The organism is Candidatus Manganitrophus noduliformans (assembly GCF_012184425.1).
GTDB lineage: Bacteria > Nitrospirota > Nitrospiria > SBBL01 > Manganitrophaceae > Manganitrophus > Manganitrophus noduliformans.
Genome location: NZ_VTOW01000003.1, coordinates 94,293 through 116,352, shown reverse-complemented (window position 1 = coordinate 116,352; position 22,060 = coordinate 94,293). Strand labels below are relative to the sequence as shown.

At 56.4% G+C, this 22,060-nt stretch carries 19 protein-coding genes; 6 read left to right on the top strand and 13 right to left on the bottom strand.

All coding sequences use genetic code 11. From position 1 onward, the window contains the following. The 10 genes from MNODULE_RS15145 to MNODULE_RS15100 all read right to left on the bottom strand — a co-directional run bounded on the left by MNODULE_RS15145 (position 1) and on the right by MNODULE_RS15100 (position 10,509). Positions 1-465 (bottom strand): prepilin-type N-terminal cleavage/methylation domain-containing protein, encoded by a 465-nt coding sequence (locus tag MNODULE_RS15145; RefSeq protein WP_168061380.1) that lies wholly within the window; start codon positions 463-465, stop codon positions 1-3. Next, positions 443-988, bottom strand: a complete 546-nt coding sequence (locus MNODULE_RS24380; protein ID WP_181071080.1) for a pilus assembly FimT family protein — start codon at positions 986-988, stop codon at positions 443-445. Before MNODULE_RS24380 ends, MNODULE_RS15145 begins: the two co-directional genes overlap by 23 nt. A 175-nt stretch (positions 989-1,163) precedes the next feature. Next, the gene (locus tag MNODULE_RS15135) at positions 1,164-2,477 is read right to left on the bottom strand and encodes a pilus assembly PilX N-terminal domain-containing protein (RefSeq protein ID WP_168061378.1); all 1,314 of its coding nucleotides are present in this window, start codon (positions 2,475-2,477) and stop codon (positions 1,164-1,166) included. A 24-nt stretch (positions 2,478-2,501) separates the two neighbouring features. Continuing rightward, a complete protein-coding gene (locus MNODULE_RS15130; protein WP_168061376.1) occupies positions 2,502-3,242 on the bottom strand; it encodes a PilW family protein in 741 nt (246 codons plus the stop codon). An 11-nt stretch (positions 3,243-3,253) separates the two neighbouring features. Beyond that, entirely contained in the window at positions 3,254-3,619 is a 366-nt protein-coding gene (locus tag MNODULE_RS15125; RefSeq protein ID WP_168061374.1) for a type IV pilus modification PilV family protein, read from the bottom strand. Next, positions 3,606-4,109, bottom strand: coding sequence for a pilus assembly FimT family protein (locus MNODULE_RS15120; RefSeq protein ID WP_168061372.1), 504 nt, complete (start codon positions 4,107-4,109; stop codon positions 3,606-3,608). Before MNODULE_RS15120 ends, MNODULE_RS15125 begins: the two co-directional genes overlap by 14 nt. A 210-nt stretch (positions 4,110-4,319) precedes the next feature. After that, a complete protein-coding gene (locus MNODULE_RS15115; protein ID WP_168061370.1) occupies positions 4,320-5,699 on the bottom strand; it encodes a sigma-54-dependent transcriptional regulator in 1,380 nt (459 codons plus the stop codon). Positions 5,700-5,709: 10 nt separating this feature from the next. After that, entirely contained in the window at positions 5,710-7,512 is a 1,803-nt protein-coding gene (locus tag MNODULE_RS15110) for an ATP-binding protein (RefSeq protein WP_168061368.1), read from the bottom strand. An 82-nt stretch (positions 7,513-7,594) separates the two neighbouring features. Further along, on the bottom strand, positions 7,595-8,359 hold the full coding sequence (locus tag MNODULE_RS15105; protein WP_202882226.1) for a prepilin peptidase: 765 nt from the start codon (positions 8,357-8,359) through the stop codon (positions 7,595-7,597). A gap of 140 nt (positions 8,360-8,499) precedes the next feature. Continuing rightward, entirely contained in the window at positions 8,500-10,509 is a 2,010-nt protein-coding gene (locus MNODULE_RS15100) for a TonB-dependent receptor plug domain-containing protein (RefSeq protein WP_168061364.1), read from the bottom strand. Between the two features lie 343 nt (positions 10,510-10,852). On the opposite strand from MNODULE_RS15100, the gene MNODULE_RS15095 reads away from it, so the two are divergent. From MNODULE_RS15095 to larC, 5 genes are all read left to right on the top strand, one after another. Then, positions 10,853-11,884: an NAD(P)H-dependent glycerol-3-phosphate dehydrogenase gene (locus MNODULE_RS15095; RefSeq protein WP_168061362.1), complete on the top strand. Its 1,032-nt coding sequence runs from the start codon at positions 10,853-10,855 to the stop codon at positions 11,882-11,884. Beyond that, positions 11,881-13,530, top strand: coding sequence for a Na/Pi cotransporter family protein (locus MNODULE_RS15090; RefSeq protein ID WP_168061360.1), 1,650 nt, complete (start codon positions 11,881-11,883; stop codon positions 13,528-13,530). The genes MNODULE_RS15095 and MNODULE_RS15090 overlap by 4 nt, the downstream gene beginning before the upstream one ends. Further along, positions 13,520-14,275 carry a nickel pincer cofactor biosynthesis protein LarB gene (gene larB, locus MNODULE_RS15085; RefSeq protein ID WP_168061358.1) on the top strand — a complete coding sequence of 252 codons (756 nt, stop codon included), beginning with the start codon at positions 13,520-13,522 and terminating at the stop codon, positions 14,273-14,275. The genes MNODULE_RS15090 and larB overlap by 11 nt, the downstream gene beginning before the upstream one ends. Before the next feature lie 78 nt (positions 14,276-14,353). Continuing rightward, the gene (locus MNODULE_RS15080) at positions 14,354-14,986 is read left to right on the top strand and encodes a DUF3047 domain-containing protein (protein ID WP_168061356.1); all 633 of its coding nucleotides are present in this window, start codon (positions 14,354-14,356) and stop codon (positions 14,984-14,986) included. A gap of 77 nt (positions 14,987-15,063) precedes the next feature. Next, positions 15,064-16,221, top strand: a complete 1,158-nt coding sequence (gene larC, locus MNODULE_RS15075; RefSeq protein WP_168061354.1) for a nickel pincer cofactor biosynthesis protein LarC — start codon at positions 15,064-15,066, stop codon at positions 16,219-16,221. 122 nt (positions 16,222-16,343) lie between these two features. On the opposite strand, the gene MNODULE_RS15070 is transcribed toward larC, so the two are convergent. The 3 genes from MNODULE_RS15070 to MNODULE_RS15060 form a co-directional block, all read right to left on the bottom strand. Further along, entirely contained in the window at positions 16,344-16,847 is a 504-nt protein-coding gene (locus tag MNODULE_RS15070; RefSeq protein ID WP_168061352.1) for an AAA-associated domain-containing protein, read from the bottom strand. Between the two features lie 68 nt (positions 16,848-16,915). Next, positions 16,916-17,665 carry an ABC transporter ATP-binding protein gene (locus tag MNODULE_RS15065; RefSeq protein WP_168061350.1) on the bottom strand — a complete coding sequence of 250 codons (750 nt, stop codon included), beginning with the start codon at positions 17,663-17,665 and terminating at the stop codon, positions 16,916-16,918. Between the two features lies 1 nt (position 17,666). Further along, on the bottom strand, positions 17,667-19,382 hold the full coding sequence (locus MNODULE_RS15060) for an ABC transporter permease subunit (RefSeq protein ID WP_168061348.1): 1,716 nt from the start codon (positions 19,380-19,382) through the stop codon (positions 17,667-17,669). A gap of 164 nt (positions 19,383-19,546) precedes the next feature. Between MNODULE_RS15060 and MNODULE_RS15055 the strand changes: the two genes are divergently transcribed. Then, a complete protein-coding gene (locus MNODULE_RS15055) occupies positions 19,547-22,048 on the top strand; it encodes an ATP-binding protein (protein WP_168061346.1) in 2,502 nt (833 codons plus the stop codon). Positions 22,049-22,060: the final 12 nt, after the last annotated feature.

The window sequence follows — 22,060 nt, the reverse complement described above, 5'->3', positions numbered from 1 at the left end:
CTAGAAAATGGTTTGAACGGCTACCGTCCGAGCGCCCCACGTCAAGGTGACCGTCACCTGTTGCATGGTCGAGATCGGCCCGGCGGCGACCGCCACCGTTCCTCTCCCTCCCGCCAGTCCATAAGGGGATTGTTCAATCTGCGCCTTCCAGGCGTCATAGTCGTCACGGGCCATGCCGGCCGAGCCCGGCCTGGTGCCGGCATTCCCCGTATCGAAACCGTTGTAAGCGGCGACATTGGCCTGGTTTCGCCTCATCCGCTCCAACATATCTTCGGCGGAAGCTGTCGCGAAGGAGATCTCGCGGGCCGTGCGGCCGGTTCCGACAGTGATCGTCTCACCGGTCCCGATCGCCAGGAGCCCAAAACCGAGTATCGCGGCCGCGATCAAGACCTCGAGAAGGGTAAATCCCCTTTCGTCTCTGTTCCTTCCGCTTACCCGTGCATTAACATGCGGCGTTGCTGACATTGATATCCCCCACCAACGTGACAGTCGTACAGTACTTTTTAGTTTCCGCATTCCTCAGTTCGACGCCCGGATTACCCCCCGATGGGAGCTGTCGGATTCCCCTTCCGTTGAAAAGAAGAAACGGAGTTCCAAGGGCATTGCTTGCCAAGTTGTGAAGGGAAAGAGAGATCCCTTGAGAGAGCTCCCTGGCTTGAACGGCGGAATCGTCCATGCCGATTTTCGAGAGATACGGTTCCGATCCGTTTCTGACCCCGTCTCGGGCCGTCCCTCCACCTGCTCCGTTATCGAAGAAAAGGACGTACTGACCGGCGGCCGGGGTATTGAAGAGAACCGTCACCGCGGCGCCCCGATTAATCGCCGCCATCCGAGCCGCGTGAAGATCCCCCTCCAGTTGCGCCAAATCCGACCGGAGTCTTTGGTTGCTGACCCAGACCTGATAATTTGGGATCGCAATCGCGACCAGTATCGTCAGGATTGCCACCGCAACCATGATTTCCAAAAGGGTAAATCCTCTTCGGTCCATCCGTTATTCTCCCTGGTTGATCGATAAGTTGTGCAACTCCCATACCAGCTATTCCGGAATAGGATCACTCATATTTTCGACATGAAAACAAACGATTGCGGCATCTCGGAAAAAGAATGGAGGGTGAATACATCTTCGGGATGGGAATCGAAGGATCCAATCACTATGTAATCGGTTACATATCAGGCGGGATATAGCGCCACGTACCCTTGAGGCGGATCAGCGGGGGGATGCTCGAATAAGCGGCTGAAGCAAAATCTTTGTTATACCAAATTTGTAAATTTTCCGCGCCGGGGCCGGTGAATCCTTGCCCTGCATAGACGGCCCCGTAAGCCGCGAAGGGCCCTTGCAGCTCAATCGCACCCGGCGTGAAGAAAAACCCATCAAGCCGGATATAATCGAGCGCAATCGGGAAAGGATGCGAGGCGGACCATGGATGCGCGTGGACCTGAACCGTCATTCCGATCTGAGACCGCTCGTCTTCAATTTGAATGTCTCCGGAAAAATAAAAATATCCCTTATAGTTTTTCCGGCCCAACCGGATCGGCCCCGAGCGGCTGTACCCGGGAAGAACGTCGATCCATGCCAAAGCATATTCACCTCCAGGGTTCCCGAATACTTCGTCGAATTCTCCCCGGTCGGCCCCGTTTTGCTCCAGGCGGCCCGACGGGGAGACGACATAGTAGCCTCCCCGCTTCTTGATGAAATTTTTGATCTCGGTTAATTGGTTTGGCGTGAATGAATCAAGGCGCACGGCGCTGTCGTTTTCATAGACATTGGGACGCCGGCCGATAGGAGGGCCTGTAATCCCCCTTTCAATATGAATCTCCACGACCGGATCCTCGTTCAACCCTTCTTCCCTATAAGGATGGGAATGCGGCGAGAGGATCGGATTGATCGTCGGAATTCGTTCCGGACGCGGGCCCAATCGAACCCCTCCGGCATAGCGGATCGGGCCCCAGTGTCCCCAGACCGGGGCCGAGACCCCCGTCTCGCCGAACCCCTGAATCGCCGCCGTGATCGGCGGCATCGGATTTCGTGCAATCTCGACCTGGACGACCTTCGCCGCCCCTTTCCCGGCGACCGCCCCGCTTTGAACCGTGCAGATCCCCTCCGGATGAGACGGTTTGTAGAGGCGGAGATCGACGATCTTCCCCCGCTCGCTTATTTCGGCGAAGGGGCCTTCTCCGTGATCGTCCATGTGCGCCTCCGAGAGCTGAAAATCAGGAGAGGTCCTCTCCCCGTCACAGCGCCGGGTCGGCAGTTCGGCGAAAAACGGCGGATCGGGAGATCGGGCCGGTTCGGCCACCCAGGAGAGAACCTTCTCCACCCCCGATTCAGCCAGATAGGTCGATGCAAGCGCACGGCCGGCATAGGCGGAGATCTGAAGCTCCCCTGTGGAAACATGGAACGCAAGTAATCCAAGCCCGGTGGCGAGGACCAGGAGCATGAGGGCGGCAAAAATCGCCGTCCCGTTTTCATTCTTCACACATCTTCCAAAGGGGTCTTCCATCTACATATTCCTCAGCCGCACTTCGAACGTGATGTGGCGCATTCGGAAGCCTCCGCCGGAGGGATTGTTCGGATCTCTTCGCTCCGACCGGGCGCGCAGCGTCATCCCGATTTTTCGAACGCGCGTCCGCTCGTCTTGACTCAATGCCCGTTCGGGAAGAGCCCGCCCCTGTTCATCAAAATAGACCAATTTAAATTGATCGATCGAAAAAGCGACCTCCTGCCCCCCTCCGCCCCCTCCCGTATCCCTGTAGAGGGTGAACGGCGCTTTTCGAATCCCGCAGGAATCGATCCCGCTCGCTCCGACCCATTCATAACGGACATCTTCATCGATATCCTTTCGTGTGGAGATGGAATCATCAAGGACGGCGTTTCCATTCAGGTCGGCCAAAAAGTGAAAAACGACAGGGGTCGCCTCCAGAATTCGCTCGGCCGGATGGGCCCTCCGTTCACAACCAACCCGACTCATCGCTTTGGTCAGCTTGTTTTCGTTCGGGAGACCTTCCGGCGGAAAGAGCGATCCGGTCGGATCGTATCCGGCCACCTCGATCTCCCTCGACAAAAGGTCCGCGGCCACGCGCGCCTGCTGCTGCATCTCCGCGATCTCCTCCTGGTTCTGGTAGTTTTGGTAGAATGCAAGAAGCAATCGATAAAAGGAGGCGGTCACGACGATGAGAATGATCGAAGAGAACAACAGCTCGATCAGGGTCGCCCCCTCCTCATTCTGCGAGATTCGGCACATCGTCGTCCCCGTTAATGGAACACGAAGCTTTTGAGCAAAACGGTCCGGTTCGGCGCCAGGCCGCCTCCCCAATCGACCTGGACTTCGACGATCCAGATCCTCGGATCTCTCCCGCTCCGCTCAATCGTCCAACGCCTTGCCATTCCTTCCGGTTCATCTTGTCCCCCGGAGAGGAGGGACGGATCGGCGGAGCGAAACGCTTCCATCTTCTCTCGCGCCAACTGCACCGCAAGACCTTGCCTGTTTCCGGCCCGAAGCGCCTTGAAGCCGACTTCGAAAAAACCGATCACGCCGAGCAGCCCGACCGACAGGATCGACATTGCGATGAGAACCTCAAGGAGCGAGAAGCCGATCTGGTCCTTTTCAACGCCACGCATTTCCATTCCACTTTCGAATTTTGACCCGCCCGGTGGTGACGACGGAGACCGCAACCGTTTCATGATGGACCGAATCGTTGGTCAGGTACACCGTCCCGCCAAGCCCCGTGATCGTTCCGTTCGGCTGGAAAGTAATCGTATTCTCCCGAAAGCTGATCCCATCGTCGGGAAGGACGGCATCGGGTAGAGGTGGGACCCCCTCTCTGAGACCGAACCGGATCTGCGGGGGGAGGGTCCGCTCCCCTATACCGGGGACGCTGTATTTTCGACCGTCCGGATGGAACTGAATCGGGCCGGCAATCCCCTCCGCGATCACCTTCTGACGAATCAGTCTCAAATCAGAAATGATCTGGCGGCCGGCGTCGGTCAGATGGTTGTGCGCAATTTGGTTGGAGAACGAGGCAACCCCCACCACTGATAAAGAGGTCGTAATCGCCAACACCACCATCGTTTCAATCAAGGTGTAACCTTTCTGGGATAAGTGGACCATGTCGCTCCCTCCGAGTGATCTCTCTGATACTCGAAGAGCATTAGCAACAAGGGTGCCAACTTAATCGGAGACACCTAAGTATCACAAATCGAAGAAAATGAAAAGCTTTTGATAGAGGATCGTCGAGGAAGGTCTTTAAGAAGGGGAGAGCCGGAGGACTCAACAGATACAGTCCCCCGGCTGATTGTATTCAGAAAGATTCAGAAGGTATCATGCATCTCCTTTCTCCAAACCGTAATCTTTGATCTTTGTCAGCAGCGTTTTATAGCTCACCTGCAGGATCTCCGCCGCGCGGGTTTTATTCCCGCCGGTCTCATTTAAAACTTTTCGAATCATTTTTGATTCCACCAGGCGCGTTACATTCTCGCTGACCTCTTGGAGGGTCCCTTCGATCGAGACATCCCGAAGAGAGAAATCGCCGGGCGCCCTGGTCTTCAAACCGAAGTGCTCGGGAAGGAGTTCGTTCCCGTCACTAAGGATAATCGCCCGCTCGATGGAATTCTGCAGCTCTCGGACGTTCCCGGTCCAGGGGTGGGTCATTAACAGATCCATCGCCTCGGGGGAGACTTTTTTCACCTCTTTCTTCATTTCCTTGGAATAATAAGACATAAAATGATCGACCAGGGCCGGAATGTCCTCGCGGCGGTCGCGAAGAGGTGGAATGACGATCGGAAAAACATTTAGGCGGTAGTAGAGATCCTCTCTGAACGTCTTTTGCTGAATCAGCTGCATCAGATCACGATTCGTCGCCGCCACCACACGGACATCGATCTTCACTTCGACGGTCCCCCCCACCCGCATCATCTCCTCTTCTTCCAGGACCCTCAGCAGCTTGGACTGAAGCGACAGGTCCATCTCCCCGATCTCGTCCAGGAAGATCGTTCCCTTATCGGCCAGTTCGAACTTTCCGATTTTTTTCCCGACCGCTCCCGTGAACGCCCCCCGCTCATGGCCGAAGAGCTCGCTTTCCAAAAGGTCATGCGGAATGGCGGCGCAATTGATCGCGACAAAGGTCTTGTCTTGGCGGGGACTCAACATGTGGATGGCGCGGGCGAAGAGCTCTTTCCCGGTCCCGCTCTCCCCGCCGATGAGAACCGTCGTTTTCCCCGGAGCGACCTTCCGCATCTGCTCCACCACCTGGTTCATAGCGGGGGTCTTTCCGATAATCTTGGGGAACCGGAGCTGATTGGTGAAATCCTCCTTGAGAATGATATTCTCCGTCACCAAGCGCTGTTTCTCCAATGCTTTTTCGATTTGGAGCAAAAGGTGGTCGGGATCAAACGGCTTGGCGATGAAATCGTAAGCGCCCTCTTTCACCGCCTTGACCGCCGTCTCGATACTTCCGTAGGCGGTCATGACGATGACCGGGATAAATGTGTTCTGCTCCTTCACTGCGTGGAGGACATCGAGGCCGCTTTTATGGGGCAGCTTCAGATCGGTCACAACCAGGTCGATCTTCCCCTCTCTGATTTTGGCGATCCCTTCGCGGCCGTCTTTGGCCCAGACAACCTGATAGCCGGCCCCCGTGAGGGCCTGCGAGAGCATCTGCGCGAGACTTTCCCGATCTTCGACGATTAAAATGTTTTCCATGATTACTCCATCAGGGCTCGTTGATTTTGAGGGGAGACATCTGAAGGGGCAGGTGGATCGTAAAAACGGTTCCGCTCCCCTCCGTACTCTCTACCGATATTTGTCCGTTATGCGCCAGGATAATTTTATGGACCAGGGCCAGCCCCAAACCGGTTCCCTTCTCTTTGGTGGTATAAAACGGGAGAAAAATTTTATCGATGTGTTCCTTGGCAATGCCGAGCCCGGTATCGGAGATCTTCACCGCCAGCATCCCCGCCGGCCGATTCGAAATACGGATATGGATCTCCCCCGTCCCTTCCATCGCCTCCAAGGCATTTTGAATTAAATTGGAAAAGGCCTGCCGAATGAGGGTCGGATCAACGGCGATTTCAGGGGCCTCTTTCAATGAAAGAAACCACCGGACATGGGGATAACCTCCCGATGAAACAAACTGCTCTTTCAACTCCTCGATAAGCGGGGCAAGGGGGGTCGTCACCGGATGGATGACCGTCTTCCGGCCGTATGAGAGAAGCTCCGTAATCAACCGCTCCATCGCGGAGAGCTCGGCCATGATCGCTTTGATCATCTCTTGGCGCGGGTCGTTCGGTTCGATCTTCTTGGAAAGGAGCCGGGAGAAGCCCAAGATCGTCCCCATATAATTCCTAAATTCATGGGCGATCCAAGCCGACATTTCCCCCATCACGGTCAGCCGTTTCTTCAACTCCACCTGGTCTTGCAACATCTTCATTTCGGTCAAGTCGGTGAAAACCAGGGTCGCGCCGATCGTCGAATTATTTCGGTCCCGAAGGACGGAAGTGTTCAGCCCCAGCCAGATTTTCCTTCCGTCCGATCGTTCCACCTCACACTCTTCGCGCGCCACCTCTTTTCCCAGATCGACCGTCTCCTGGAGCAGGCGGGTGATCTTCTCTTCCCCTCCGAAGATCGCTTCGTACGACTTCCCGAGGACCTCCTCGGGAGAGAGATGAAGAATCATCCCCGCCGTCGCGTTGAACGTGGTAATCCTCCGTTCGCAATTAAAGGTCAAGACACCGCTGGTGACGCTCTGAAGAATATTTTCATTATAGCTTTCGACGTTTTTTGCGTACTCTTCCGCCCTTCCCTTCAACTGCTCCAGCGCTAGCTCTTTCTGTTTTAATTGCTGGATCAGACCCTGAAACGTGTGGATGACGAATCCCGTTTCTGTGGCGGGGTTTTCAGGAACGCCATGAAAGTACGAGGGCGAAGGGACCATGAACAATCGGAGGAAATAATATCCGAACATTCCGGCGCCCATCACTCCAAACACATTCATAAACAAAAGAAGCAGGCGGGCCTTTGGATCGGTCCTCGACGGGAGCGTCACGAGGAGTTGGGCCGCCCGGCCGTTCAACGGAAGCCATATCTTTCCGACAAACTCTCCAGACGCCTCCTCCGCCGTCTCCATGACGATCTCCCCCGCGAGCGCGGTCCGCCAGGCGGCGCCCCCTTTCCCGGAAGGGATCTTCTCCTTCGTCTTGATCTCACGATGAGAATCGGCCAGAAGGGTGCCGTCGGAATCGGCGAGAATGATCCGCTTGAGGTTCCTCTCCGCAGCGACATCATAAAGAAAGGCGGGGTCTTTCCCGACCTGATCGAGAGAGCCCAATAAGACCGGCTGAACCGAATCTCCGAGAAGTTTCAGCCGTTCCCGATCACTCGCTTCGAGAGCCGATTGAAAAGCGCGAAATTGCAGAAGGCGATAACTCGCGAAGAGAACCAGGAATAATAAGAATAGCCCTAAGAAGAGGAAAGCAAAAAAGCGAATTTGACGCGGTCGGCTTGTAGGGATGAGCACCTGTCTCCTTAAATAGGCGTTCGAACGAACTCCGCCCGGACATGAGGAAAAAACTCAGAGGCATCCGATCCGGATCGATGCCTTACGTCCGGCCGAGGAGTAAATACCATTGAAGGATTTCCGGCCCCCAGAAAAGGCTGACCATCGCTCCCAGCGCCAGGAACGGACCGAAGGGGATCGGCTCCGCGCGGTTCTGCCCTCGAACGAGAACCAGGAACAGGCCGATGACCGAGCCGGACAACGCGGCCAAGAAGATCGTCAGGAGCATTCCCTTCCAGCCGAGAAAAGCCCCGATCATCGCAATCAACTTGATATCGCCTCCCCCCATCCCCTCTTTCTTCAAGAGCGCGATCGACAAAACCGCCACCAGGTAAAAAAGGCCTCCGCCCAGAAAAAGGCCGATGAGCGAATTGATCGGACCGGGGGGGAGCACCGTCGAGGCGGCGAGAAGGCCGAGGACCATCCCGGGAAGGGTGATGACATCGGGTACAATTTGATGAGAAAGGTCGATGAAGGTCACCGCCATTAAAGAGGAGAAAAAGAGCGCATAAATGACTGCCGCGAAAGAGGGACCGAATTGATGCAGGATAAAGAGGTAGCCAAGGCCGTGGACCAATTCCACCAATGGATAACGCCAAGAGATCGGCGCCCGGCAGGATCGGCAGCGTCCCCTCAAAAAGAGGAAGCTCACGAGGGGAATGTTGTCATAAGGCCGGATCGGTTGCTCACAAGAAGTGCAGTGGGAAGCAGGGAAAACGATCGATTCTTTTCTCGGTACGCGATAGATGCAGACATTAATAAAACTGCCGATGAGCAATCCGACAACAAAAACAACGGCTTCCAACATAAGGATCATCCTTTTTGCCGGTAAGTCTAACACAAGATCCGAACACCAGCAAGAGATCCTTAGATCACGAAAAAAACGCCATGACCGAAAACCGACCTCCATCAAAGAGCGTCGGAGATTATCGATCCGCTTCCCGCCGCCTAAAACAGATACGACGCCTCGACCATGACCGCCCTCCCCTCCCGGGGAAGATCCCCCGGAACCACGGCGGGAAGCGGATCTGCGTACGCCTTATCGAGGAGGTTGTGAACGGACATTCGAAGCTCCAGCCCCTTCATGAGCTCCTTGGCGATCACCGTCGCATCGAGGAGCGCGTAACCCGGGGCATCTTTTCTGGGGTCTCCCGGCGCCCTGGGTCTCTTCCCGATCATGAAGAGATTGACATTGGCGTTGAAGTGCCTCAGAAAATAAAGATCGAATCCGACGTTCCCCTTGTGGGCGGCGACGTCGGCCAGCGCCTGATGGGTCTCCGCGTCTTCGGTCTTTTGATAGGTGTAGTTCCCGTAGAGCGCGCCGAGCAGGCCGAACGCGTGTTTCGCCTCGATCTCGACCCCCTGGACGATCGCCCCGCCCCGGTTCACGAATTGAGATGCTCCGGAAGGCTGTAGTTGCAGCTGGATTTTTTGATCGAAGTCGTTATGGAAATAGCTGATCCGTCCCTCGGTTTCGCCCGCGACATAACCGATGCTCGCTTCATAGGTCTGCATCTCCTCGGGATCAAGGTCGGGATTGCCGAGCAAGGTCGGGTTGTTGATAAAATAAAGCGAACCGAAAGTCGGGGCCATGAAGGCGGTTCCGTACATCAGCTTGGCATCCCACGTTCCGGAACGCCAGACCGCCGCCACGCGGGGATTGGTCGTCGCGCCGAAATCGGAGTAGCGGTCGTGCCGAACGCCGGCGACCAAATTGACCTCCTCGGTCACACTCCAGTCGTCCTGAAGATAAACCGCCCAGATCTCTCTCGACTTGTCCTGAATATAGTTTCCATCGTCGGTGATGTCCAAAGTCGCGCCGAGGGGGGCGCCGGTCAGAGGATCGAAGTTGGCGATGTGTCGGGTATCATAGAGCCGTTTTCGTTCCGTGACGGCGCCGATCGTCAGCCGATGGGAGTCCATCAGGCGGTAGTCGAACTGCGCCTCCACCCCTCGCTCCAACTCCTTGCCGGAGGGGCTGCCGATCATCCCATCCGTGAAGGGACCGCTCCCTTCAGGGAGGAGTTCCCAATAAAAGTCTTCCATCGCATGCTCCACGTACGTCCTGATGGTGACGTGGGCGTTCTGACCGAGACCGTGTCGGTAGCTCAGGTCGGAAAAATAGTACCAAGTATCGAGGTCCGACTCGTCGTTGACGGCGAAGAGGGCCCCCAGGTAAGGCCCCTGATCCAACCGGATCAACCGTGTGTTGAGCGCAAGGTCTTTGTACCCGATCTTGAACCCGGTGTCGAGCCGCTCGATCCGGAAATCGGTCATCCCCGAATTCCCCAGGAAATCGACCGGGACCTCGCGCCTCGGACCGTCCGTCCGGCGGTAATTCAGGAAGAAGGCCGCGTCGAGATCGGCAAACCGCTTTCCGGCCTCGATGCTGAATGTGTCTGTATCGAAACTCCCCCGTCCTCCGGACACCGTCACCCCCATCATGTCGGCCCCCCGCTTCGTCACCACATTGACCACCCCGCTGAAAGCGTTGGAGCCGTGCAGCGCCGAGCCGGGGCCTCGGATGATTTCGATCCGTTTGATGTGATCGACCGAAATCTGCATCATCGCCGTCGCCAATCCGCCGTGAACGAGCTCATTGACGGAAACGCCGTCGATGAGGAGCAACATCCGCTCGGAATCCTGGCTCTTGATTCCTCTGATCTCGAACTCTGTCCTTCCTTGGTGGTTGATCGATACGCCGAACCCGGGAACCCGGCGGAGGATATCGAGCAGATCTCTCGCCCCCATGTTCCGGATCTCTTGCCCGGTGACGACCGCCACAATCGCCGGCGCCTCCCGGACCGATTGGAGATGCTTGGTTGCGATGGTAAGCTGACGGGCCTCCATCTCGAAGAAAAGAATCTCCTCTCCCACCGCTTCGGTCTCTTCGGCGACGCCAACCCCCTGAGTAAAAAACAACGACATCAGCGCCGCAAGAATGATCTTCGATTTCATCGGGTGAGATCCTCCATGCAAAAATCGGGAACATTCGCTTCTATTTAGTTAAATACCGGAAAAGAGTTTATCCCATTACTGAGTTTTGTCAATGTTCTGGCCGGATCGGGCATTCCTCCTTTCATGCGGTTCCATCAGGCGATGCGATCGACCCGGCCTGAGGAACCGGCCCCTGAGACGGGGGTGCGCTGCGGACTCGAAACGGAATGAACCCCTCCCGGCAGGAACGAATCGGTCGCTCCCGCGTGCGCAATCGATGATCGCGAAAACCGTTCTCTTTCTTGACAAGGCTTTGAAAAGGCAATAGGATTAGTTGCAATCGGCCCGATCACATGGAGAAAACATGAACATTGCCGTCATCGGCGGAGGAAGTTGGGGGACGGCGCTGGCAGGTCTGCTGGCCCGAAAAGGTCATTCGGTTTCCCTCTGGGTTTACGAAAAAGAAGTCGCCGAATCAATTCGACGTCGGCATGAAAACAGCCTTTACCTTCCCGGGTTTTCCCTTCCGAGAAACCTCTCCGCGAGTTCGGATCTGACGAAAACCCTTTCGGGAGCGCGGTACGTCCTCTTCGCCGTCCCTTCCCATGTCGCTCGCGACGTCTTGGTTCAAATGCGTCCCTTTCTTTCCCCCGAAATCCCGATCATCAGCGCAACCAAAGGGATCGAGCGAAAGAGCCTGAAGCTGATTTCCGAGGTCATCCGCGAGGCCCTTCAGAGAAAAAATGCAGACCGGATCGCCGTCCTCTCCGGACCGAGCTTCGCGAAAGAGGTGGTCCTTGAACACCCGACCGCCGTGGCCCTGGCCGCCGCCGACACGCGTCTGGCCGCACGCGTTCAAAATATTTTCTCCACCCCGTTCTTCCGGCTCTTCTTAAGCGCCGACCTGATCGGCGTCCAGCTCGGAGGGGCGATCAAGAACGTGATCGCACTGGCCGCCGGCGGTTCGGACGGGCTCGGCTTCGGATACAATACGAAAGCGGTCTTGATGACGCGGGGTCTCTCCGAAATGGCCCGCCTCGGCCTTGCGATGGGAGCCGATATCAACACCTTTTACGGCCTCTCCGGCATGGGCGATCTCTTTCTGACCTGCAGCGGCGCGCTCTCCCGCAACCGAAGGGTCGGCGAGGAGATCGGGAAGGGGGTCCCTTTGCCCCAGATTCTCAAGCAGACCCAAATGGTGGCGGAAGGAGTCCATACCACCGAATCGGCCTATGCCCTCTCGCTGAAATACAAGGTCGAGATGCCGATCGTGCGGGAGATTCATCGAATTCTTTTTGAAGGAAAACCGATCAAACAGGCGGTGATGGATCTGATGAAGATCGCGCGGGGGGGAGAGATCCCGCTGAAGGTCAAGCGGACGAGAGAGAAGCGATGACGGAGGATATCGGATCGGCGCTCTTTGTCCTCTTTCTCCTGGCGGGAGGGATCGCCATTCTCCTGCACGGACTTCAGTTGGCCGGAAGCGGCCTTCAGGATCTGGCCGGAAAAGGGCTGAGATCCTTGATCAGCTCCGTCAGTCGCAATAAAATCTTGGCGACCGGATTCGGCGCTTTTCTCTCCGCCGTCATGCAGAGCAGCAGCGCGACGACCATCTTGCTGGTGGGATTGACCCGCGCCGGTTTGATCTCCCTCTCCCAGGCGATCCCGATCATCCTCGGGGCCGATATCGGAACGACCCTCACCGTCCAGCTGATTGCATTTCAGATCCACCGGCTCTCGCCGCTGATTATCGCCGCCGGTTTCCTGATCCAGGCGATGGCAAAAAGGAAAAAAGCCAAATCGGCCGGCATCGCCATTTTGGGGTTCGGATTTATCTTTCTGGCGCTCGACATGCTGACCCAGGGAATGCGGCCGATACAGTCCCAGCCCTGGGTTCAGGAGATGTTGCGATCGGTGGAGGACGCTCCCCTGATTGGAATCGTCGTGGCGGCGGCCATTACCGCCCTTCTGCACAGCAGCGCCGCGACCCTCGGAATCGCCCTGGCGATGGGAGGAGAGGGACTCCTCACATTGAAGGGCGCCTTGCCGATTATCTTGGGGGCGAACATCGGGACCTCCGCCCCCGCCTGGTTCGCCAGCTTCGGCGCCTCGGTCGAGGCGAGACGGGTCGCGATGGCCCATGTTCTCTCCAAGCTGATCGGCGCCCTGTTGATCTACCCGTTTCTCTCTCCGTTCGCATCGTGGATCACCGAAACGGCATCGACCCTTCCCCGCCAGATCGCGAACGCCCACACCTTTTTTAATCTCGGCCTCGCCGCCCTCTTCCTTCCCCTGACCGATCCCCTCGCACGCGGGCTCTCATGGCTGGTGAGCCCTCCGCCCCCTCATGAAGATCCGGCCAAGCCGAAATACCTCGATCCCCAGCTTTTGGGGACCCCTTCGTTTGCCTTGGAGCAGGCGGCGCGCGAAGCGTTGAGGATGGCAGGGTTCGTTCAGGGGATGTTCAAACAGGTTCCCCGCATCTTCACCGAAAACGATGAATCGCTCCTCGAAGAGATCGAACGGCAGGAAGAGGTGGTCGATCATCTCAACCGGGAAATCAAACTCTACCTGACCCGGCTTTCGCAAAATGCGTTGACCGACGACGAGTCCGACCGGGAAATCGCGATCTTGGATCTGACGAAGGACCTCGAAAATATCGGCGACATCATCGACAAAAACTTGATCGAGCTGGCGCGAAAGCGGATCTACAGCGGCCGCCGCTTCTCCGGGGTCGGCCTGAGGGAGCTGATCGACTTTCACAAGCTGATCTCGGATGATCTCGATATGGCGATCAATGCTTTCGAGCGGCAAGATCTGGAGATGGCCGAACAGGTCATCAAAGAGAAAAACCGCATCCGCCAGCGGGAGCGGGAGCTCTCGGCTTCTCATATCCGCCGCCTCCATGAGGGGATCTCCGAGACGATCGATTCGAGCTCCATCCACTTGGATATTCTGACCAACTTAAAACGAATTACATCGCACATCACCTCCATCGCCCATAGTGTCATCGGAACAGGACCGGCCGCCCATGAATCGTGATTTACTGGAAAAGTTGTTGAGAGAGGTCCAGGAGGGAAAACGCCCGATTGAAGAGGCGATTGAAAGATTACGCCATCTCCCCTACGAGTCGTTGGGATTCGCGCGGCTCGATCACCATCGAACTCTCCGGCAAGAGATGCCGGAGGTGGTCTTCTGCCCCGGCAAAACCGAGGCGCAGGTTCTGACGATCCTGCAGAAGCTCGACGCTTCCGAAGTTCCGGTCCTTGCCACCCGGGTGGAGCCGGCGCTGGCTCGGAAGATCCTCAAGAAGCTCCGGAAGGCCGAGCACAACCCCCTCTCCCGGACGATCGTCCTGAAAAAGAAGAGCGTCGCGCGGCGGCCGGGGGAGATCGCCCTTCTCACCGGCGGGACCGCCGACCTTCCGGTCGCCGAAGAAGCGAAGGTCACCGCGGAACTGCTCGGTTATCGGGTCCTCCCCTTTTACGACGTCGGCGTCGCCGGGGTCCACCGTCTCCTTGACCAGCGGGAGAAAATCGAGAAGAGCGATCTGATGATCGTGATCGCCGGAATGGACGGCGCCCTCTCGAGCGTTGTTGGCGGGCTCTTCGGTCAACCGGTCATCGCCGTCCCGACCAGCATCGGCTACGGAACAAGCTTCGGCGGGATCGCTCCCCTCCTCACCATGCTCAACTCCTGCGCCGCCGGTCTCGCGGTCGTGAATATCGACAACGGATTCGGCGCCGCGATCTTGGCCCACCGGATTTTAAAAGACCGCAAATCGTAACAAGACACCTTGGCAATCCTCCCCGGCTTTTGATATGATGTGCTCCGAATCAATTTTATTCAAGGAGATCGGATTGCCATGAAACGGAGCGCTCTCTTCATTCTCTTTAGTCTGTTTGTCTCCCTCCATTCAATAAACGGCTTCGCGGAAGAAAAACCCGCCTCCGTCGTTCTAGAGGACTTCTCCAACCCGGATGAGAAGGGACTGCCGAAAGGATGGATCGCGCAAAATGAGAACCCCGATCCCGCCCAGGTTTACCAAATTAAGAAGGAGGGGGACGGTTTTTACATCTCGGCCAGCGGGCGGCCCAACCGGATCTTCAAGAAGATGAAATGGAACCCGAATGAATATCCCTTTCTGAGCTGGAAGTGGCGGATGAAGAACGTCCCGGTCGATCCGCAGAAGGAACGACGCGCCTCCATTTATGTCTCTCTCGACCGCGATTTCTTCGGCATCCCCGTGATTACGAAGTATCTCTGGAGCAGCCTGGCGCCGGCCGGAGAGGAAACCTCCGGCGGGTTCTTCGGCGCTTCCACCATCGTCGTCCGAAGCGGCCCGGACCGGGCCGGGGAGTGGATCACCGAGAAGATCAACGTCCTGGAGGATTTCAAGCGGCTCCACGATGGAAAACTTCCTCCGGAGGACGCCTATGGAATCGGCATCATGACGAGCATCGAGGCCGACTTTGCCGATTTCATTGCCCACAAATAAAAAATCGTAAAACGTTATTCGTTATTCGTTAAACGTGAAAAGAATTCGGATTGCGGAATAAAAAAGAGAAGGAACAGATGCGAATCGCCTATTTTGAGTGTTTCTCCGGGATCAGCGGAGATATGATCCTCGGCGCCATGATCGACGCAGGCTTGGATCCGGACGCGTTTCAGAAAGAGCTCTCCAAGCTAAAACTTCCCGGCTGTGCGATCGAGGTTCATCGCGTCCGCCGAGGGGGAATCTCGGCCGCAAAAGTCGATGTCCTCAACCGGAAAAATCTACCGCCTTTGACGACCTTTCCCGAGATCGAGCGCCAGATTCGCAAAAGCGCCCTTTCCGAGCCGGTACAAGATCGGGCCTTGTCGATCTTCAATCGCATGGTCAAAGCCGAAGCGGCGGTGCATGGGCGAAAACGCCATCAGACCCATCTGCATGAGGTCGGCGAGGTCGACACCCTGGTCGATGTGACCGGCGCCGTGATCGGACTCTCCCTCCTGAAGATCGATCGGATCATCGCCTCTCCGATCCACGTCGGGACCGGGGAAGTCGAAACCCGGGCCGGTCTTTTTCCGATCCCCGCGCCGGCCACCGCGGCCCTCCTTCGCGGGACGCCGATCTATGCCACCGGCCTGCGGGGGGAATTGACCACCCCGACCGGCGCCGCGATCATCACCACCCTTGCTTCGGCGTTTACTTCTCTTCCCCAAATGACTGTCGAGAAAATCGGCTATGGCGCGGGAAGCGCCGAGCGGACGACGCCGAATCTCCTCCGGCTTTTTATCGGCCTTCAAGCGTCTCCCCTCTCCGAAGATGAAATCGTCCAGATCGAAACCAACATCGATGATATGAATCCGCAGATGTACGAACATGTCATGGAAACCCTCTTCCAGGCCGGCGCGCTCGATGTTTTTTTAACCCCGATCATTATGAAGCGGAGCCGGCCGGCAATCCTGATCACCCTCCTCAGTCCCGTCTCCGCACAACACGATCTCCTCCAGACCCTCTTTACGGAGACGACTACGTTGGGAGCTCGGATCCTCCGGGTCGGACGGAAGAAGCTGGAGCGGGAGATCCGAACGGAGAAGACCCCCCACGGATCGATCCGGGTGAAAACCGCTTCTCAAAACGGACGGGTGGTTCGGAAGCGGCCCGAATTCGAAGATGTCCGCCGGCTCGCCCGAAAAAGCGGCCGGCCTTTACAAATCTTATGGGAAGAGATCACACGGGACGTGTAGCGCGACGCAAGCGCAGCGCTTCTTTCTTTTCTATAGATAAGATAAGGTGGGAAGAAACCCATCACGATGAGACGGAGACAAAAAAGCGCCTCCCGAAATCACAGGGGGCGATACAAGCCGTTTTATTGAGGCCGGGCCGGAAAGGACTCCTCGTCAAGGTAGAGGGTCTGCGTGTCGGGATTGTATCCCAACAACTCGGCATACCGTCCCCAATTCACGATCGTCTTGAAGAGCACCTCGGCATTCTCATGGGGATAAAGACGGGCGAGCTCTTCCAAAACAACATCCCGGCTGAGTCGTCCCTCCTCCGATTTCTGCAAGGTCTCGATGAGGTGCTGGAAGATTTTCAGCTTCTTCAATTGCTCTCGGATGATCAGTTTCCGCTGCGCGACCTTGCTCTTGAGAATCTTTCGCCCCAAATCGGTGAGGACGACATCTCCCCCGGGAGTCTCCACCAGGCCGAGCATTTCGGCCATTTTGATCACCGCGAGAAGCTCTCCCAATTCATAATGAATCGCCTCGGCTAACTTGTAGATGTCTTCTTTCCCGTGATGGTCGTCCAGGTATTCCAACAATCCAATCACTTTGCTCGACGAAACACCGTGGGGCAAAGGTTCCACTTCCATACCCTCTCCTATTAGAAGCGATCGATCTCGGCTTCGAGGACCCAAGAAGCCGAATACAGATCGCTGTTTTATGCCATCAACGAAAAGATGCGGTCACTGAATTCACTCAGGACCGGATCTTTCCGGTCGCGGGGACGGGGCACGTCGATGGGGATATCGGCCACCAGAGTCCCCGGATGGGTCGACATCACCAAGACACGATCGGCCATGAAGACCGCCTCTTCAATAATATGGGTTACCATGATGATGGTGTTGACCGGCATCGACTTGTCTTCCCACAACATCAAAACCTCTTCCCGCAACGCCAGCGAGGTGAGGGGGTCGAGCGCGGAGAACGGCTCATCCATGCAGAGGAGCTTCGGCTCCACGGCCAGGGCGCGGGCGATGCCGACCCGCTGTTTCATCCCTCCGGAGAGCTCTCTCGGGTAGGCCTCTTCGAAACCGTCGAGCCCGACCTTCTCGATAAAGTGGATCGCCCTCTTTCTCCTCACTTCGATCGGAAGCCCGCGGGCCTCAAGGCCCAATTCGACATTTCCCAAGACGGTCAACCAAGGGAAAAGCGCGAACGATTGGAAAACGATCGCCGAATCGAGATTAACGGAGCGGAGCTCTCTGCCTTGATAGAGGATCCTCCCCTCCGTAGGGGGAATCAGGCCGTTGATGATTCTCAAAAGGGTGCTCTTTCCGGAGCCGGAGGGACCGACCAAAGCGACAAACTCCCCCTCCCTGACGCTGAAAGAAACTTCTCTCAGAACCGGCATCGGGGTCCCGTTCTGATGAAATGACTTGGAAACCTTTTCGACTTCGAGTAGATCCATTTTAATAGTCAATCTTATACCGCTCTACGGCATAGATAAAAAGCCTTCTCCAGAAAAACCGATTGATCAATGTGATGGCGAGAACCATTGTCACCAGGGACAACAAGATCATCTGCCCGCTTCCGGATTCGTAGATCGCCCGGTCGAGCATCGCCCCGATTCCGGTCACGGAATAAATCTCGCGCTGATAGACGACATATTCCGAAACGATCAGGGCGTTCCACCCGCCTCCCCACGCGGTGATGCTCCCGGTGATGAGGGCGGGAAAAATGGCCGGGAGATAAAGCCGCTTCCAATAGAGCCACCTTGAAACCCCCAACCCCTTTGCCGCTTCTTTGAGGTCGCCCGGGATATTTTGAACCCCCCCGATCAAATTAAAGAGAAGATACCATTGCATCCCGGTCAAGATCAATAGAATGGCGGCGCCGTTCATCCCTCCCAGCACATGAACGGCCAAGACGATGAAGAAGGGGAAAAGGGCCGTGGCCGGAATCGACGCGCCGATCTCGGCGATCGGGGTGACGATCCGGAGGGCGCGCGGATTCTCTCCCACCCAGAAGGCGACCGGAAGGGTCCAGGAGAGCGCGATCAGATAGGCCACCGATAACCGCAAAAACGAGGCGAGAAGGGCCACCGGAATTTGCCTCGCCTCGGCAGGAAACGGTTGCCCCAATCCGTTCACAAGCAGAACGAAGCTCCACCCGATCAGGAGGAAGAGCCCCCCGAGGAGGAGATAACCGATTCCTTTCCGGAGGCGGGGCCAGATTCGCTTGCGGGTTTCTTGGACCAGCCTTTTCCCGGTCGGCGGAAGATACCGGCGGGGATCGATGAGGAAGATCGGTCCTGCAAGAAACCGTCTGATCCTCCGCCATCGCTTCGTCACCCGGAGCCTGCGGTACCACTGAAGCGCAAAGGATTCGGGAGGGGCCGTCTCCGCGGAAATGTTTTCATATCGGAATTTTTCTCCCCAAACCGAGAGCGGCCTCCAAATAAAAAGATCGAGAAGGACGATGATCACGATCAACACGAACAATCCATAAAAGGTCCGCCCCAGTTCTCCCTCCTCGACCGATTCGATCAAAAAGCTCCCCAAACCGGGAAGATGATACCGGATCGAACCGATGGCGATAATCTCGCAGGCGATCAGAAAATACCAGCCGCCGGCCCAGGAGATCATGCTGTTATAAATCAACCGCGGGATGCAGATCGGAAAGAGGGCCTTTTTAAATTTGGGCCAACCTTGAAGGCCGAGCCCGTCGGCGGCCTCGATCAGATCGTTCGGAACGGTTTTGAATGATTCGTACGTGCCGAAGGCCATGTTCCATGCCATCGACGTGAAGATCAGGAGGACACTCGCAAGCTCCACCCCCAACCGGCTTCCCTGAAAAAGATTGACGAAGAAAAAAACGGCCACCGGGAAAAACCCGAGGATGGGGATCGATTGGAGGACGTCAAGGACGGCGATCATGGGACCTTCCGCTTTCTTCACGGTTGCAGCGATGTAGCCGTAGGAAACGGAAAACAAAAACGCGATGAAATAGGCGAAAAGCATTCGGAGTGTCGAGTAGGCCGCATAGAACGGAAGTTTGGAGAGGGCCGTATCGAACTCGATCTTTACCGTCGGGAACTCCAACCTCCGGCCGATCGCATACGTGAGTCCCACGATCAGAAGCAGGGTGACCCCGAAAACCAGTCTTCTTTTCCCCTCTTTCGACATCCGATCACCCTCATAAAGCGGACGAAGACTAACAGAAACAAAGGGTAAATTCAAATCAGAGATGCCTCCCTGTCATTTTGACATCTCCCACCTTGAATGATAGAATAAGGACATTTTACGCGCCCCGATTTTTACGTAGAAATTAGTCCCGGGACAACATACGCATGATAAAAATCACCCGAAGTTTTCAGGCCCGGATGATTTTTTCCATCCTCTTGATCGCCGGGCTGACATGGGTCCTGGGACTGACGGTGATCTATATCGTCGGCAAGCGCGCCATCGAAAAAAGCATCGGCCTGGAATTCCAGCATACCGCCGAAGAAACCAGCAAGAACTTTACCCGGCTTCTGGAACATCACGTCGAAGAAGCTTACGCCTTCACCTCCTCGCCGGACATCCTCGATATTCTCCACCAATCGAACCGAGCGTACGATCCTCCCCCGCCGAAACAGCACCCCGACCGGGTGGCTCACATGCGGGCCGAATGGAGCGATGAGTCGACCCGCTCCCTTCTCGCCGCGCATTTGCTGCAAAACCCGGCCTCCCACCACCTGCAAACATTCCATCTCAAACCGGGACGGACCGAGGGAGATTTGGGAACGCTGGTCATCGACGAGAAGGGAATCGTCGTGGCGGCGACCGCGGAGCCGATGGAGATTTATTATGGAGATCAACCCTGGTGGGAGAACGTTCTCAACGTATCGGAAGGGAAACAATATATCTCGGATATCGAGATGAGCAGTCCCTTTAAAAACGTTCCGACCATGTATACCCTCTCCATCGCGACCCCGATTTACGATTTAAAGGGAGACCGGCCGATCGGCGTCCTCCTGATGGTCCAATCGGTCAAGGAGTTTTTTGAACTGGTCACCCAGGTCAAACTCGCCAAAACCGATCATACGATGCTGGCCGGCTCGGACGGCAACCTTCTCTTCTGCCCGATCTTCCTTGTAAAAAACCACACTCTCGAGCCGGAGTTGGTTCAAAAGGTCACGCAACCGCAACCCGGATGGGGAAGCAGCCATGCCGATGTTCACCACCCGGGAGAGCGATCGATCAACGGCTTCGCCCCGGTCGTCGTTCCAACCGCCATCCGGGGGAGCTTCGGCGGCCACCGCTGGTATATCTTCACAAGCCAAGACCCGAAGGAAACCTACGCCCCGATCCAGACCCTCCTTTCCTGGGTTGCGGGCATCGGACTCCTCGGGATGGGATTGCTTGCATTCTTCATCTCCTATGCCACGGGAAGGCTCGTTCAGCCGATCATGCAGCTCCGAAAGGGCGCTAAACAGATCGCCCAGGGCGAACTTCAGGCGCAGCTCGATATCCGGACCGGCGATGAAATCGAGGAGTTGGCCGCCGACTTTAATGAGATGGCGGCCAAAATCAAAGTCTCCTATACCCAGCTCGAACAGAAGGTCGCGCAACGAACCCATGATCTGGCGGCAAAGAACAAAGAGCTCTCCGCCCTCTACATGATCGCTTCAACCCTCAGCAAATCGCTCAATCTGAAAGAGCTGTTGGATGAGGCGCTTTCCACCGTTCTCAAAATTTTCGGCACGGAGGCGGGGATGATTCATCTGCTGGAAGAGGCCGGAGGACCGCCGCGGCTGACCTCCACCCGGGGCTTTTCAGCGGACGGGCTGGATCCGGACCAAAAACAAAAGGACAGCGAAATTCTCTACCGTCAGGTGATTGAAAAGGAGGTGCCGATCTCCTCCATCGAAGAGTCGCTCGAAGAGGTGCCGTTCAAGGAGACCCCCTATCCCAACTTCATCACCATCCCGATCCGCTCCAAGGGAAAAATCCTCGGGACACTCACCCTCCTTGACCGGACCTCTCAGCCCTTCATCCGTCAAGATCTGGGACTTCTGGTGGCGATCGGAAATCAGATCGGCGTCGCGGTCGAGAATATCCGGCTTTATGAAGAAACCAAAAAGGTCGATCAGTTGAAGTCCGATTTCGTCTCGAAGGTTTCCCATGAATTTCGCACGCCGTTGACCTCCATCAAAGGTTTCATCGAAATTCTCCTCTCCTACCAAGACATCGCCGCCGAGAAACAGCAGGAATTCTTACAGATCATCAATCAAGAGTCCGATCGTCTCATCCGGTTGATCAATGACGTGCTCGATATCTCGAAGATCGAGGCGGGAAAAATCGCTTGGAAGGTCGAGCCGCTCGATCTGGTCGACCTGATCGATTCGACGGTTCGCGCCACCCATTCGCTGGTCGATCCGAAAAAGATTGCCCTATTGGTCGAGACCGAACCCGATCTTCCGCCCGTTTTGGGCGACCGGGACCACCTCATTCAGGTTCTGAACAACCTCCTCTCCAACGCGATCAAATTTACGGAACGGGGACAGATCGTTCTCTTTGCCCAGCGCTCCGGGGAGGACGAGATCCTCGCCGGTATCCGCGACACCGGGATCGGCCTGCCGCAGAGTGAGACAACGAAGATCTTCAACAAATTCTATCAAGTGGCCCGGCCCGAGAAAGGCCTGCCGAAAGGAACCGGCCTGGGGCTGGCGATCTGCCGCGAGATCATCAGCCATCTCAATGGAAAAATCTGGTGCGAGAGCGCGCCCGGAGAGGGATGCACCTTCTATTTCACCCTGCCGACGGCGGCGCGCCAGCCGGAACGGGAAACGGAACCTTCTCCCTCCTAAGACCTAAAAGGA

Coding starts and splice junctions, on each gene's coding strand:
- larC (WP_168061354.1), top strand. CDS start 15,064: ATGCGAATCGCCTATTTTGAGTGTTTCTCCGGGATCAGCGGAGATATG.
- MNODULE_RS24380 (WP_181071080.1), bottom strand. CDS start 988: ATGGACCGAAGAGGATTTACCCTTTTGGAAATCATGGTTGCGGTGGCA.
- MNODULE_RS15125 (WP_168061374.1), bottom strand. CDS start 3,619: ATGCGTGGCGTTGAAAAGGACCAGATCGGCTTCTCGCTCCTTGAGGTT.
- MNODULE_RS15115 (WP_168061370.1), bottom strand. CDS start 5,699: ATGGAAAACATTTTAATCGTCGAAGATCGGGAAAGTCTCGCGCAGATG.
- MNODULE_RS15080 (WP_168061356.1), top strand. CDS start 14,354: ATGAAACGGAGCGCTCTCTTCATTCTCTTTAGTCTGTTTGTCTCCCTC.
- MNODULE_RS15145 (WP_168061380.1), bottom strand. CDS start 465: ATGTCAGCAACGCCGCATGTTAATGCACGGGTAAGCGGAAGGAACAGA.
- MNODULE_RS15090 (WP_168061360.1), top strand. CDS start 11,881: ATGACGGAGGATATCGGATCGGCGCTCTTTGTCCTCTTTCTCCTGGCG.
- MNODULE_RS15070 (WP_168061352.1), bottom strand. CDS start 16,847: ATGGAAGTGGAACCTTTGCCCCACGGTGTTTCGTCGAGCAAAGTGATT.
- MNODULE_RS15100 (WP_168061364.1), bottom strand. CDS start 10,509: ATGAAATCGAAGATCATTCTTGCGGCGCTGATGTCGTTGTTTTTTACT.
- MNODULE_RS15055 (WP_168061346.1), top strand. CDS start 19,547: ATGATAAAAATCACCCGAAGTTTTCAGGCCCGGATGATTTTTTCCATC.
- MNODULE_RS15130 (WP_168061376.1), bottom strand. CDS start 3,242: ATGTGCCGAATCTCGCAGAATGAGGAGGGGGCGACCCTGATCGAGCTG.
- MNODULE_RS15065 (WP_168061350.1), bottom strand. CDS start 17,665: ATGGATCTACTCGAAGTCGAAAAGGTTTCCAAGTCATTTCATCAGAAC.
- MNODULE_RS15105 (WP_202882226.1), bottom strand. CDS start 8,359: ATGTTGGAAGCCGTTGTTTTTGTTGTCGGATTGCTCATCGGCAGTTTT.
- MNODULE_RS15060 (WP_168061348.1), bottom strand. CDS start 19,382: ATGTCGAAAGAGGGGAAAAGAAGACTGGTTTTCGGGGTCACCCTGCTT.
- larB (WP_168061358.1), top strand. CDS start 13,520: ATGAATCGTGATTTACTGGAAAAGTTGTTGAGAGAGGTCCAGGAGGGA.
- MNODULE_RS15120 (WP_168061372.1), bottom strand. CDS start 4,109: ATGGTCCACTTATCCCAGAAAGGTTACACCTTGATTGAAACGATGGTG.
- MNODULE_RS15095 (WP_168061362.1), top strand. CDS start 10,853: ATGAACATTGCCGTCATCGGCGGAGGAAGTTGGGGGACGGCGCTGGCA.